The following is a 13,331-nucleotide window of genomic DNA, read 5'->3' on the forward strand; positions in this document are numbered from 1 at the left end:
GGCCTTCTCCACTCCCTCCTCGGTCAGGACGGCCGTGTGGGTCTTCTCGTCGACGACGTAGTCGCCGGTCGTGTACTTCTTGCCGTCCTTGTCCTGCTCCTCGGTGCCCTTCGTGAGCCGCGGAATGACCCGGTTGGCGCGGTAGTAGAGGTCCGGCGATTCGTCGGAGGGGCCCGAGATGATGAGCGGCGTCCGCGCTTCGTCGATCAAGATCGAGTCGACCTCGTCGACGATCGCGAAGTTGTAGCCGGGCTGCACCATCGACGCGAGGTCGAACTTCATGTTGTCGCGGAGATAATCGAAGCCGAACTCGTTGTTCGTGCCGTACGTGATGTCGCATCCGTACGCGACCTGGCGCTCGGCGTCCGAGAGCGAGTTCTGGATGCAGCCCACGGTCAGTCCGAGGAAGCGGTGGACGCGCCCCATCCAGTCCGCGTCGCGCCGGGCGAGGTAGTCGTTGACGGTCACGACGTGGACGCCGCGGCCGGTCAGGGCGTTGAGCGCGGAGGGGAGGGTCGCGACGAGCGTCTTTCCCTCGCCCGTCCGCATCTCGGAGATCTTTCCTTCGTGGAGGACGAAGCCGCCGATCAGCTGAACGTCGTAGTGCCGCTGCCCGAGCGTGCGCCGGGCGGCCTCACGGACGAGCGCGAAGGTCTCCTCGGCGTACGGATCGAGGACCTCGTCGATCCGGGCCCGCCGCTCGAAGCGGACTTCGCGTTCGATGCTGGTGGGCATCTCCCCGAGCTTCTCGCGGACCTCGCCGCGGAACCGGGCGATCCGGTCGCGCATCTGGTCGTCGGACATCGCGGCGATCTTCGGCTCCATCGCGTTGATCCGGTCGATCCGGGGGCGGAGGCGCTTGATGTCGCGCTCGCCCTGCGTCCCGGTGATTTTGGTGAAGAGCTTCTCGATATTGAGCATGTATCTACGGGTAAACTGTGATCCTATCAAATAGATTCCACCGCAGTTAGCGGCGCGTCCATGCATCGAGCGATGCGGGCGCGTCCGGCCCGCCCGCGGCCTTAACGTACGCCCCGGTACGCCGCGGCCGCGGGCCGGGCCGCCCGCATCCCGCCTCGCTCGCGCCTGAACGCGCCTTGGGTGGGGAGGCATGCCGAGATGGTTCGGGTTGAGGTCAAGGCACGGTGAGCCGCGACGGGGTTTGGCTCCGCGGGTGCCCCCGAATTGCGGGGCGCGGTCAGACGGGCGGGAAGGGGGGCTCGTCGGGGTCGGGCGGCGGGCGCGGCGTACTTTGGGGGCGGTTGGCTCGCGCCTTGCCGCGCCGTGGGGTTGTCGCAACTGGGACGCTGGTTCTCCGACCCGGAACGGACGCCAAGGGTCAGCCGCGATCAGTTGGGGAAATAGGACAAAGCGCGGCCAGACGCGAGCCAGACGCGCGCGGGCGCCGGAAGCCGGCCGAAGGCGTACCAGAGGCGTACGTCGAGGCCGGCTTCCGGCGTTCGCGTCCCGTGTGGCTCGATGTATGGTCCGCGCTTGCTAACGGGCGTCCAGGATGTAAGGAAGAGGATTCACGGGTCTGTTGTCCAGCCTGACCTCGTAATGCAGGTGCGGGCCGGTGGACCGTCCGGTCGTCCCGACGATGCCGATCGCTTCTCCGCGCGCGACGCGCTGTCCCTCGAAGACGCGGATCTCGTCGAGATGACCGTAGAGAGTCCGCAGGCCCAGCCCGTGGGCGACCTCGACACAGCGGCCGTACCCGTTCACCCATCCGGCTTTGACGACGGTGCCGTCCGCCGACGCGACGATCGGATGACCGCGGGGGCTCGAGATGTCGATCCCGGTGTGGAACGCCGGCTCCTCGGTGAAGGGATCGCTCCGTTCTCCGAAGCCGCAGGTGATGAGGCCCGGCACCGGCTCGATCGACGGTGTGTTCGACAGGAGAGCGTTCTGCTGCGCGAGCTTCTTCTCGAGCCCGATCAGGCGCTCGTCGAGCGAGCGCCCCCGCTCCCGGAGATCGAAATCGCCGCCCTGCCCGTCGGGGAGCGCCCCGCCCACGCCGCCGCGGCCGCCATCGGCGAGCGCCGGCAGCCCCGCGACGATCGCGAGCCTGCGGGTGCGCTCCTCGAAGTCGTCGAGCTTGCGGGAGAGCTGGGCGAGCCGGGCCGTCATCTTCTCGGCCGAGGTCTTCAACCGTTCGTTCTCGCGGAGGGTGGCCCGATACTGGCGGTCCCGGCGCACGGACACGAGATAGAGGGTGGTGAAAGTGGCGGCCGCCGCGAGAAGGAGCCCGAGGGCGGCGCCGGCGGCCCAGAGGAGGACGGAGGCGACCCTCAGCTTTCGAAATTTCGCGCGCGCATGGGGCACGAAAATGATCGTGTTGTATTTCCGTCCCATCGTGGCGATTGACCTCCGGGAGAAGCCGAGGTTTCCGGGAAAGTTCCGGCAGTATATCTCCCGAAACAAGCGAGTCAACCCGAAATCGACGATGCGACGCCGTTTCGAATCAGTGGCTTACGCGCTTTTCCTCCCGGCGCCTCGCCGCTGCCCGGTCATCCGGACAGGCCGTCCACGACCGCGCGGTCGAGGCCCCGATACCCGATGGCCTCCGCCGCGTGGGGAGCTTCGACACGCTCCGCACCCGCCAGGTCGGCGATCGTGAGTCCGACGCGGAGCGCCCGGTGGATCGCGCGGGCGGAGAGGCCGATCTTCCGGGAGGCGAATTCGAGGATCGCCAGGGCCTCCTCGGTCGGCCGGGCGGTCTTCCGGATGAGAGAGCCGGGAATCGCGGCGTTGCAGGAGATCGGGATCCGCCGCGTGGAGCGGCTTCGGGCGCGGGCGCGCGCCCGGACCACGCGCGTCCGGATCGCCGCCGATGCCTCCGAAGTGCCCGCGGCCGCCAGATCGCGGAACGGGACCGCGGGAACCCGGACGTGGAGGTCGATCCGGTCGAGAAGCGGACCGGAAAGCTTCGAGCGGTATCGCTCGATCTCGTACCTCGAGCAGCGGCAGGGCCGCCGCGGGTCTCCGAGGTACCCGCACGGGCAGGGATTCATCGCCGCGACGAGCTGGAAATCGGCGGGAAAAACGCTCGCGCCGCAGGCCCGGGCGATGGTCACGCGCTTTTCCTCGAGCGGCTGGCGGATGACTTCGAGCGCGTCGCGCCGGAACTCGGGGAGCTCGTCCAGGAAGAGCACGCCGCGGTGGGCGAGGGACGCCTCGCCCGGGCGGGGATGCGACCCCCCGCCGACGAGCCCCGCGTACGAGACGCTGTGGTGCGGCGAGCGGAAGGGGCGCTCGGGCAAGAGGCCGCGGCCGGCCGGAAGGAGCCCCGTGATCGAGTGGACGCGAGTCGCCTCGATCGCCTCGTCCCGGTTCCACGGGGGAAGGATCGACGTCAGGCGGCGCGCCAGCATCGTCTTGCCGGCGCCGGGGGGGCCGAACAGGAGGATGTTGTGGCCCCCCGCCGCGGCGATCTCGAGCGCGCGGCGGGCGACCGGCTGGCCCGCGACGTCGGCGAAGTCCTCGGCGAAGCGCGCCGGGGCGAACTCGTCCGGATCGACGGGAGCCCGGGGAATCGGCTCGTCGCCGCGCAGGTGCGCAATCGCCGTCAGGAGCGAGGAGGCGCCGATGGAGGCGACGCGGCCGATGACCGCCGCCTCGCGGGCATTCTCGCGCGGGAGGACGATTTCCTCGAAACCCTGGTCGGCCGCGGCCGCCGCGATCGCGAGCGCTCCGCGCACCGGCCGGAGCGCGCCGTCGAGCGCCAGCTCGCCGACGAGGACCCGGCGCGGGCCGCCGCCCGGAAGAACGCCCGACGTCGAGAGGAGCGCGGCCGCGACCGCGAGATCGAGGGCCGAACCCTCCTTGCGCCAGTCGGCCGGGGCGAGGTTGACCGTCACCGCGCGGGGCGGGAAATCGAAACCGCAGTTTCGCAAAGCGGCGCGGACACGGTCCCGGCTCTCTTTCACCGCGGCGTCGGGGAGCCCGACGATCGAGAAGGAGGGGAGGCCGCTGGAGACGTCGGCTTCGACGTCGAGGATGCGGGCTTCGGCGCCGTCGATCGCCGCCGAGTGGACTCGAGACAACATGTTCGGCTCCTCCGGGAAGGGCGGAGGAAGAGCCGCGTGTTCGGGATGAGGACGGGAACGGAGGATACCGCTTCCGCGCGGCGGATTCAAACGGGCGCGCTTCCCCCCGGAGTTAGTGTCCCGTCCCGGAAATAGCTTTCGCGTCGTTCGGAGCGCCGCGGGGTAGGCTGCCAGTCGCCGCGATGATGGCGATGCGTTGCCATCGTCGAGTCGCGGCGGCGCCGCAGATTGCCCCGCGCCGCCCGAACCCGAAGGGCGCCAGCACATTGCGAACGATGGCGGCGTTGCGCCGCGGGCCCGATGCGAACGGCATCTGCTCCCACGGCGCGTCTGGCCCTCGTCCGCAAGCCGCAGGCGCGACGCTGAAGTTATTTCCGGGACGGGACGCTACCGGGTGCCGCCCACCGAAAGACGTTCGCCGGGATGGATCGCTTTCCCGTCGTCCAGCCGGTTCCACTCGCGGAGCTTGTCGACGGTCGTGTGGTGGCGCGTGGCGATCGAAAAGAGCGTGTCTCCCTTGCGGACGCGATAGGCGGTCCGCGACACTCCCCGGTTCGTCGCCGTTCTTCCTCGTTCGCGGCCGGCGCGGACGACGTACGCGCCCGGCTCGCGATCGGGGATCACGAGCGTCCGGCGCGGCGCCAGGCGCGCGCGGAGCGGGAGGTCGTTGGCCTCCGCGAGCGCCGAGGCGGTGACCCCGAACCGGCGGGCGATGCGCGCCAGCGTCTCCCCCTTCCGGACGCGGTGGCGGCGGAGCGCCGGCACGGCCGCTTCGGGGAGCGCCTCCGCTTTCTGCTCGACAGCGCGGGCGAGGCCTCTTGGGACTCGGAGCGAGTACCCGGTGCTCTCGCGCGGCGTCACGAAGGTCCGGAGCTCCGGATTGAGCTCGGCGAGCTCGTCGTACGCGACGCCGCACGCCTTCGCGACCCGGCGAAGGTCCACGGGCTTGCCGAGCGTGGCGGTCTCGAACTCGACCGGAGCTTCCGGGTCCACCCGGAACCCGTAGTGCTCCTGGTTCTTGTCGATGAGCGCGGCCGCGATGACCGACGGAACGTAGAGCCGAGTCTCGCGGGGGAGCGCGCCGATTCGACAGAGCTCCCAGTAGTTGTCGACGCCGGTCCGGGCGATCGCGCGGGCGACCCTTCCCTCGCCGCAGTCGTAGGCGGCCATCGCGAGGTACCAGTCGTCGAAGAGGTCGTACAGGTCGCGGAAGTACGCGGCGGCCGCCTCCGTCGCCTTCACGGGGTCGGACCGCTCGTCGACGACCCGCGTGCTCCGCAGGCCGTAGCGGCGTCCGGTCGGGGCGATGAACTGCCAGACGCCCTGGGCCTTGGCGCGGGAGCGCGCGCGGGTCTTGAACGACGACTCGATCATCGCGACGTAAGCGAGATCGGTGGGAAGCCCCGCCTTGCGAAAGACGTTGCGGATCATCGGCATGTAGCGGCCGGCCCGGACGAGCCCCTCCGAGAACCGCTCACGCACGCTCTCGCGCGACGAAAAGCTCGCGATGATCGCGAGGACGGAGTCGTTGACGGTGATCGGGATGTCGAAAGTGCCGGCCCGGGCGTCGCTCTTGACGGCTTCGCGCGCCCGCCGCAGGTCGGCGTCCGACGTCTGCCCGGAGACTCCCTGGAGCTCGTCCGGGAGCCCGCGCGGCTCGGCCGCGTCGGCGTCCGCGGCGGACGGCGCCATCGCCTCGTAGCGCTGGATGGAGTCGTAGAGGGACGCGGAGAATTCCTCGAGGTCCGGCGCGGCCGGACGCGCCTGCCCGGGAGGGATCACGGCGTTCAGCGCGAGCTGAAATTGAGTTTCCGCGCAGTCGAAGTCGCCCGACAGCGCGGCCTGCTTGCCCGAGTAGAAGAGCTCCGTCGATCGGGCGATCGGAGAGGGCTCCGCCGCCGGCGCGGGCGGCGCCACGGGAACGACGGCCCGGGGCCGCGGCGCCTGGGAGCAGCCGACGAGGAGCGCCGTGAGCACGGGAATGGCGAAAAAGAGACTTCGGGAGGGCAACATTGTAACTTTTCTAGCAGACCGGAGCGTCCCCGTCAATCATTTTCCGCTGACGTGGAGCTTCAGGGAGACGAGGAGCTTCTCGATGTCGTGCATGTCGGAGAGCGCGATTTCCCATTGGCGCTCCTCGCCGATCGCCTTGTTCCGGGCGTCGTCGAGCCGCACCGAGAACACGAGGCGCTCCGCGCGTCCGAGGTCCTTCTTGCGCATTTCGACCTCGAGGAGCTTCTGGACTTCCTTCCGATGGTTCAGGCCGGTCGAGAGCAGGTCGTCGATCGAGAGGCTCCCGCTCCCGGAGCGAGGCTTGGGCGCCGCCGACGGCATCGGTTTCAACGTCGCGTTCTTCCGGAGCTTCTCGAGCTCCGACAGGATGTCGACGTTGGAGCGAACCTTGACGTGCTTGACGACATCGCCGCCCGGGGGCGTGGAGGCCTGCTCGAACTCGACCTGCACCGCGTCCTCGGAAGCGGCGGCGGCGCGGACCGGGGGCGAATCCTGCGCTTCGGCGAGCGTCTCCTCCGGGACGTCGGAGAGAAACTGCGAAGAGATCGGCGGGACCGCGGCGCCGGCAGGCATCTCGTCGATCGCCTCGGCGTTCTCGAAGAGCCCGTCGGTGTCGATCTGCTCGGCCAGCGCCGAAGCGGCAGCCTCGGCGTCGGCGCGCAGGTCGGAGAGCGAGACCCTGGCCTCCTCGGCGGGAGGCGGGGGAGGCACCGCCACGGGCCGCGGGGCGGGCGCCGCCGCGGCGGCCGGCGGCGGGGGCGGCGCGGTCCGCCCGAGCGCGCGCGAGGGCTTCTCCTCGCCCATCATCTTCTTTTTGAGGGCCTTCAGCGTGAGCTTCGAGATCTCCTTCAGCGTCTCGAAGACGCCGTCCCCGCGCAAGGCGACGGCCTCGACGAACGTGAATTGCACCTTCGGGTCGAGGGATGCCCGCAGCTCGTCGAGGGAGAGGACGTTGGCGAGGTCCCGCTTGTTGAACTGGAGGACCAGGGGAATCTCGGAGGCCGTGAGGCCGATCTCCTGGAGGTTCGACTCCATGTTCTGGAAGCTCTCGACGTTGGCATCCTTCATCGCGCGCTGCGAGTCGGCCACGAAGACGATGCCGTCGACGCCCCGGAGCACGAGCTTGCGGGTCGTGTTGTAGAAGACCTGGCCGGGGACCGTGTAGAGCTGGAGCCGCGTCTTGAACCCGCCGATCACGCCGACGTCGATCGGCAGCAGGTCGAAGAAGAGGGTCCGGTCCGTCTCCGTCTCGAGGGAGATCATCTCGCCGCGCGAGCCGGGAGCGGTCTTGCCGTAGATGTGGTGGAGATTCGTGGTTTTTCCGCAGAGTCCGGGGCCGTAGTAGACGACCTTCGCCGCCATCTGCATCGTGGCGTAGTTGAAAAAAACCATTTCGCCGTGTGCTCCCTATAACCAGTCAAATAGACGACGAACGCCGTTGCATTGTATCAGCCCGGGCCGAAACTCCAAGCCGGCCGAACGGTCAGCCTCGGGGGGGGCCGCCGCGACCCGCCTTCTCCGCGGCCGCCTTTGCCAGCGCCCGGTACACCTCGGCGAGACGGGGGTCGCGCGCGAGGGCCCGCCGGTGGAGACGCAGCGTACCCGCGTCGCCGCGGGCGAGCGGGCCCGTCAGGCCCGCCGGGAACCCGCGCGCCGCCACGTTTTCCGCCGCCTCGCGCGACAGCCGCGCCATCGCCGCGATCACCCGGCCGGCGGGCATACCCGCCCTCCGCGCTGCCAGGGCCGCGAGCGCCACGATCGTCGCGGTCCCTCCGGCGGCGGCGGTGGCCGCGGCGTGGTAGAGCGGTTTTTCGGCCGCGGCGATCCGCCAGGGGCGGCCGCCGATCGTCCGCGCGAGGCGTTCGGCGGCGGCGATCCCGGCGGCGTCTCCCTCGACCGCGACGTCGCGGCCGCCGGCGGTGTCCGTCCTCGCGCCCGAGAACGAGCCGAGCGGGTGGAAGGAAACCAGCGCCGCGCCTGTTCTCTTCCATCCGCGAAGGACGGCGGCCGGGAGTGCGCCGGAGAGATGCATCGCGGCGCGGGCGCGGATGCCGGCGCGGATCAGCCGGGCCGACTCCGCCGCGACCGCGTCGTCGGGCACTGCCAGGACGACGAAGTCGTACGCGGCGGGCCTCGGACGCGAACGGGGGATCCAGGACACGGGGATGCCCGCCTCGCGAAGCGCGCGCTCCAGGGCGCGTCCGGCCCGGCCCCGGCCGCGGATCGCGACCCGGAGATTCGCGGGAGAGCGTTTCGGGACGGGCATCTGGGTTATTCTTGAATCTAACACCGATCGGAGCAGGGATTTGGCCACGCGCGAGACGAACGAACCGCTGGACGAGAGGGCCCGCGAGGTCCTGAAGGAGATCATCCGGATTCACGCCGAGACCGGCCGCCCGGTCTCCTCGCGCTCGCTCGCCAAGCGGCGCAAATTCCACGCCTCGGCGGCGACGCTCCGCAACCTCATGGCCGACCTGACCGACGCCGGATACCTCCACCAGCCGCACACCTCCGCCGGCCGGGTGCCGACCGACAAGGCCTACCGGCACTACGTGCGCTCGCTGATGAAGCCGCGGGATCTCACCCCGACGCAGCGCGAGCGCGTCTCCGTCGACCTTTCGGGCGCCGGGCACGACCCGAACCTCCTCTTCCCGGCGGTGTCCCGGCTCCTCTCGAGGCTTTCCGGCGAGGTCGGCGTCGTCGTGGCTCCCGACGCGCGGCGATCCGTGGTCCGCGAGATCCGTTTCGTCCCGATCGGGCGCGAGAGAGCGCTCGCGATCCAGGTCGGCGACGGGGACCTCGTGTTCACGCGCCTGATCGAGACGGGCGGCCGGCTCGATGCGGCGGCTCTCGAGAAGGCGGGCTCCTACCTCACCGCCGAGTTCGGCGGCGCGACGCTCGTCGCGATCCGGAACCGCGTCACGCTCGCGATGCAGGAAGAGCGCGCCCGCTTCGACCATGCGCTCTTCGAGGTGCTCGATCTCGCGCGGCGGGCGATCGCCCCGGCCGCGCCGGCCGACATCTACACCGAGGGGACCCGCCACCTCCTCGAGCGGCCGGAGTTCTCCGAGCCGGAGAGCTTGAAGAAGGTGTACCGCGCGTTCGAGGAGAAGGCGAACCTGGTCGAGCTCCTCGACCAGTGCCTCGAGGGGGAAGGTCCGCGGATCGTCATCGGCTCCGAGAGCCATCTCACGGCGGGCAGGCCGATCTCGGCCGTCGTCACCCGCTACGGCGCGGAAAACCGGCCGCCCGGCGTCCTCGGAATCGTGGGATCGCTGCGCATGTCCTATCCGCGGATCGTCCCGCTGGTAGAATTCCTCGGGAAGGCTCTGTCCGAAAAGCTGGACGAGTCGGCGGAAGGAGGGGATGTTTCCCATGGACGACCGGCGTGACGACGAGTCTCCCGAGACCCCCCCGGGGGAGGAAGACGTCGTGATGGTGGAAGCGCCGTCCGAAACGCTCGAGGAGATCCTCGCCGAGGAGGAGGAAGAGGCGCGCCGCGCGGAGAACGCCTCGACGCGCTCCGGCGGCGATCTCGAAGCGGCCCGCAAGGAGATCGCCGAGCTCCGCGACCGCGAGCTCCGGAAGCTCGCCGAATTCGAGAACTTCAAGAAGCGGACCGAGCGCGAGAAGACCGAGTATTTCCGTTTCGCGCTCGCCGATTTTTTCCGCGACCTCCTTCCCGTGCTCGACAATTTCGAGCGGGCGCTCGGCCACGCGCCGGCCGCGGGGGACGACGAATACCGGCAGGGCATCGAGCTCATCTACCGCCAGTTCTCCGAGGCGCTGAAGAAGCGCGGCCTGACCGAGGTGCCGACCGAGGGGGCCTTCGACCCGAACGTCCACGAGGCCGTCGCGCGGGAGGAGACCGCCGGCGTCGAGCCGAACTCGATCGTCGCGGTCCTTCAGAAGGGGTACTACCTGAACGACCGTCTGCTCCGGCCCGCCTTCGTGAAGGTCGCGACGGCGCCGCACGAGAAGGGATAGCCCGGTTGGGGAAGATCATCGGCATCGACCTCGGCACGACGAACTCCTGCGCCGCGGTCCTGGAGGTCGCCCAGCCGGTCGTCCTCGCCAATCGCGAGGGGGCGCGCACCACGCCGTCGGTCGTCGGCCTCACGGAGGACGGCGAGCGGCTCGTCGGCCAGATCGCGAAACGCCAGGCGATCACCAATCCGGTCAACACGATCTTCGCGACGAAGCGGCTGATCGGCCGCAAGTTCCGGTCCGAGGAGGTCGCGCGCGCCCGGGAGGTGCTGCCCTACGAGATCACGGAGGCGGCCAACGGCGACGTGAAGATCCGGGTGCGGGGCCGCGACTACAGCCCGGAGGAGATCGGCGCGTTCGTGCTCAACGAGATCCGCGAGTTCGCCGAGGAGGCGCTCGGAGAGGAGATCACCGAGGCGATCATCACGGTCCCGGCGTACTTCGACGACGCGCAGCGCCAGGCGACGCGCGACGCGGGCCGACTGGCGGGGCTCGAAGTCCAGCGGATCATCAACGAGCCGACGGCGGCGGCGCTCGCGTACGGCGTCAACCGCCGCGGCAGCGAGATCGTCGCCGTGTACGACCTCGGGGGCGGCACGTTCGACATCTCGATCCTCCAGCTCGGGGACGGCATTTACGAGGTCAAGTCGACCGCGGGCGACACGTACCTCGGGGGCGAAGACTTCGACAAGCGGATCATGGACTGGCTCCTCGACGACTTCGAGAAGTCGACGGCGATCGACCTGCGGCAGGACCGCATGGCGCTCCAGCGGCTCAAGGAGGCGGCGGAGAAGGCCAAGTGCGAGCTCTCGACGTCGACGGAGGCGTCGATCACCCTCCCCTTCATCTCCGCCGACGCGACCGGGCCGAAGCACATCAACAAGGTGCTGACGCGGAGCGTCTTCGAGGGGCTCGTCGCCGATTTGATCGACCGGACCGCGGGTCCGTGCCGCGACGCCCTGTCGGCTGCGGGCCTGCGCCCCCAGGAGATCGACACCGTGATCCTGGTGGGCGGCCAGACCCGCACCCCGAAAGTCCAGCAGATGGTCGCGGAGATCTTCGGCAAGGAGCCCTCCCGCGACATCAACCCGGACGAGGTCGTCGCGGTCGGCGCGGCGATCCAGGGGAGCGTGCTTCGCGGAGAGATCAAGGACCTCGTGCTCCTCGACGTGACGCCGCTGTCGCTCGGCATCGAGACCCACGGGGGGCTCTTCGAGAAGCTGATCGAGAGGAACGCCACGATCCCGACGAAGAACTCGAAGATCTTCACGACGGTCGTCGACAACCAGTCGGCCGTGGAGATCCACGTCCTGCAGGGGGAGCGCGGCCTCGCGCGCGACAACAAGTCCCTCGGGCGCTTCGATCTCATCGGGATTCCGGCGGCCCCGCGCGGGGTCCCGCAGATCGAGGTGACCTTCGCGATCGATTCCAACGGAATCGTCAGCGTCTCGGCGCGCGACCAGGCGACCGGGAAGGCGCAGGGGATCCAGATCACGCCGGCGGGCGGACTCTCCGCGCGGGAGATCGAGAAGCTCATCCGCGAGGCCGAGGAGAACAACGCCGCCGACGAGCAGCGCCGAGCTCTTCGGCGGACGCGCACGCGGCTCGAAGGCCTCGTCGCGTCCAACGAGCGCGTCTTCTCCGAGTTCGGAAAGCTCCTCACCGCCGACGAGCGCGAGCGCGTGCAGGAGACGTTCAAGCGGGCCCACCAGGCGTGCGCGGCCGAGATCGAGAAGGACGTCGAGAACGCGCTCGCCGACATGCAGGGGATCTCGAAGATCCTGACGCAGGCGATGCTCAAGCGCAACCCCACCTCGCCCGCGGCATGAAGCGCGACTACTACGAGATCCTGGGAGTCGGCCGCGACGCCGGCGCGGCGGAGTTGAAGTCGGCCTACCGGAAGCTCGCGATCCAGTTCCATCCGGACAAGAACGCGGGGGACCCCGACGCGGCCGAGAAGTTCAAGGAGGCGTCCGAGGCCTACGCGGTGCTGTCGGACTCCGACAAGCGGCAGCGCTACGACCGCTTCGGCCACGAGGGGGTGCGCGGCGGCGCGGCGGGATTCGATCCCTCGGTGTTCGGGGACTTCGCGGATCTCTTCGGGCAGTTCTTCGGCGGCGGGTTCGGCCGCGCGGCGTCCCCGGGCGGCGAGGACCTCGTCGCCCGCCTCGAGATCACGTTCGAGCAGGCCGCGTTCGGCACGGAGCAGACGGTCACGGTCGACCGCTTCGAACGGTGCGAGGAGTGCGGCGGCTCGGGCGCCGAGAAAGGAAGCCGGCCGGTGTCCTGCCCGACGTGCCGCGGGCGCGGCCAGGTGCGGTTCTCGCAGGGGTTCTTCACGATGGCGCGCACGTGCCCGTCGTGCCACGGTGAGGGGACGCGGATCGAGAAGCCGTGCCCCGGCTGCCGCGGCGAAGGACGGCGCGCGGCGCAGCGGACCCTGACGGTGCGGATCCCCGGAGGCGTCGAGAGCGGGACCCGGCTGCGGCTGGCGAGCGAGGGGAATGCCGCGCCGCGCGGGGGAGTGCCCGGCGACCTCTACGTGATCCTGAACGTCGCCGAGCACGAGCTCTTCCACCGCGAAGGGGACGATGTGATCCTCGACATGGAGCTCCCGTACCCGGTGTTCGTGCTCGGCGCGGAGATCGAGGTTCCCACGCTCGAGGGGGAGGACCGGATCACGATCGCTCCCGGGACGCCGGCCAACGCCGAGATTCGCCTGCGCCGAAAGGGCGTCGTCCGTCTCGCCGCCTCCGGGCGCGGCGACCAGATCGTCCGGCTCTCCGTGAAGGTTCCCCGGTCGCCTTCGAAGGAGGAGCGCGAGCTTCTCGAGAGCTACGCCCGGCTGATCGGGGCGCCGCCGTCCAAGAAGAGCAGCTTCGCCCGGGTGAAGAAAATCTTTGAGGGCTGACCCGCGTCGACGGCGGCGGTCTCCCGCCCGTTGAGCGGCCGGCCGTACGCGCGTCTCCGGCTTTCCCCCGACGACCAGGAACGCGCGTGGGCCGCGCTCTATCGCGCCGGCGCGCTCGGCGGATGGGAGACGGGCCCGCCCGAGAATGCGTTCCTCGCGGCGTTTCCCGATTCCGATGCGGCGCGTCTCGCGCGCGACCTCCTGCGCCGCGACGGGATCGAATCGCGTCTCGAGGAAGACGTCGTTGCCCCCGATCCGTTCGCCTCGCATCGCGCTTCCCTCTCGCCGTTCTCCGTGGGCCGCTTCCGGATCGATCCGAGGGGGGAGCCGGACGGCGGAGCGGAAGGAGAGGCCATGCTCTGGATCCCGGC

9 protein-coding genes and 2 pseudogenes are annotated in these 13,331 nt (G+C 70.1%); 5 read left to right on the forward strand and 6 right to left on the reverse strand.

Translation table 11 applies throughout. From position 1 onward, the window contains the following. The 6 genes and pseudogenes from VKH46_15640 to VKH46_15665 form a co-directional block, all read right to left on the reverse strand. A partial coding sequence (locus VKH46_15640) for a preprotein translocase subunit SecA (protein ID HKB72273.1) occupies window positions 1-921 on the reverse strand: 921 nt, incomplete at its 3' end. A gap of 576 nt (window positions 922-1,497) precedes the next feature. Continuing rightward, window positions 1,498-2,355 carry a M23 family metallopeptidase gene (locus tag VKH46_15645; protein ID HKB72274.1) on the reverse strand — a complete coding sequence of 286 codons (858 nt, stop codon included), beginning with the start codon at window positions 2,353-2,355 and terminating at the stop codon, window positions 1,498-1,500. A 155-nt stretch (window positions 2,356-2,510) separates the two neighbouring features. Further along, on the reverse strand, window positions 2,511-4,049 hold the full coding sequence (locus tag VKH46_15650; GenBank protein ID HKB72275.1) for a YifB family Mg chelatase-like AAA ATPase: 1,539 nt from the start codon (window positions 4,047-4,049) through the stop codon (window positions 2,511-2,513). Window positions 4,050-4,436: 387 nt separating this feature from the next. Further along, the gene (locus VKH46_15655; GenBank protein HKB72276.1) at window positions 4,437-6,062 is read right to left on the reverse strand and encodes a LysM peptidoglycan-binding domain-containing protein; all 1,626 of its coding nucleotides are present in this window, start codon (window positions 6,060-6,062) and stop codon (window positions 4,437-4,439) included. An 810-nt stretch (window positions 6,063-6,872) separates the two neighbouring features. Further along, window positions 6,873-7,454: pseudogene (locus VKH46_15660) on the reverse strand (GTPase domain-containing protein). Between the two features lie 91 nt (window positions 7,455-7,545). Continuing rightward, entirely contained in the window at window positions 7,546-8,328 is a 783-nt protein-coding gene (locus tag VKH46_15665; GenBank protein HKB72277.1) for a DUF2520 domain-containing protein, read from the reverse strand. A 40-nt stretch (window positions 8,329-8,368) separates the two neighbouring features. On the opposite strand from VKH46_15665, the gene hrcA reads away from it, so the two are divergent. The 5 genes and pseudogenes from hrcA to VKH46_15690 form a co-directional block, all read left to right on the forward strand. After that, window positions 8,369-9,454, forward strand: coding sequence for a heat-inducible transcriptional repressor HrcA (hrcA, locus tag VKH46_15670; protein ID HKB72278.1), 1,086 nt, complete (start codon window positions 8,369-8,371; stop codon window positions 9,452-9,454). Continuing rightward, on the forward strand, window positions 9,438-10,049 hold the full coding sequence (grpE, locus tag VKH46_15675) for a nucleotide exchange factor GrpE (protein ID HKB72279.1): 612 nt from the start codon (window positions 9,438-9,440) through the stop codon (window positions 10,047-10,049). The genes hrcA and grpE overlap by 17 nt, the downstream gene beginning before the upstream one ends. Window positions 10,050-10,054: 5 nt before the next feature. Further along, a pseudogene (gene dnaK / locus VKH46_15680) lies at window positions 10,055-11,842 on the forward strand (molecular chaperone DnaK). A 32-nt stretch (window positions 11,843-11,874) separates the two neighbouring features. Further along, window positions 11,875-12,960 (forward strand): molecular chaperone DnaJ, encoded by a 1,086-nt coding sequence (gene dnaJ / locus VKH46_15685; GenBank protein ID HKB72280.1) that lies wholly within the window; start codon window positions 11,875-11,877, stop codon window positions 12,958-12,960. Between the two features lie 30 nt (window positions 12,961-12,990). Further along, a partial coding sequence (locus VKH46_15690; protein HKB72281.1) for a hypothetical protein occupies window positions 12,991-13,331 on the forward strand: 341 nt, incomplete at its 3' end.

The organism is Thermoanaerobaculia bacterium, assembly GCA_035260525.1.
In the GTDB taxonomy this organism is placed as follows: domain Bacteria; phylum Acidobacteriota; class Thermoanaerobaculia; order UBA5066; family DATFVB01; genus DATFVB01.

What these genes read in the sequence shown, in the direction of transcription:
- VKH46_15645 (HKB72274.1), bottom strand. Translation starts at nt 2,355, where the DNA reads ATGGGACGGAAATACAACACGATCATTTTCGTGCCCCATGCGCGCGCG.
- VKH46_15650 (HKB72275.1), bottom strand. Translation starts at nt 4,049, where the DNA reads ATGTTGTCTCGAGTCCACTCGGCGGCGATCGACGGCGCCGAAGCCCGC.
- VKH46_15655 (HKB72276.1), bottom strand. Translation starts at nt 6,062, where the DNA reads ATGTTGCCCTCCCGAAGTCTCTTTTTCGCCATTCCCGTGCTCACGGCG.
- VKH46_15665 (HKB72277.1), bottom strand. Translation starts at nt 8,328, where the DNA reads ATGCCCGTCCCGAAACGCTCTCCCGCGAATCTCCGGGTCGCGATCCGC.
- grpE (HKB72279.1), top strand. Translation starts at nt 9,438, where the DNA reads ATGGACGACCGGCGTGACGACGAGTCTCCCGAGACCCCCCCGGGGGAG.
- dnaJ (HKB72280.1), top strand. Translation starts at nt 11,875, where the DNA reads ATGAAGCGCGACTACTACGAGATCCTGGGAGTCGGCCGCGACGCCGGC.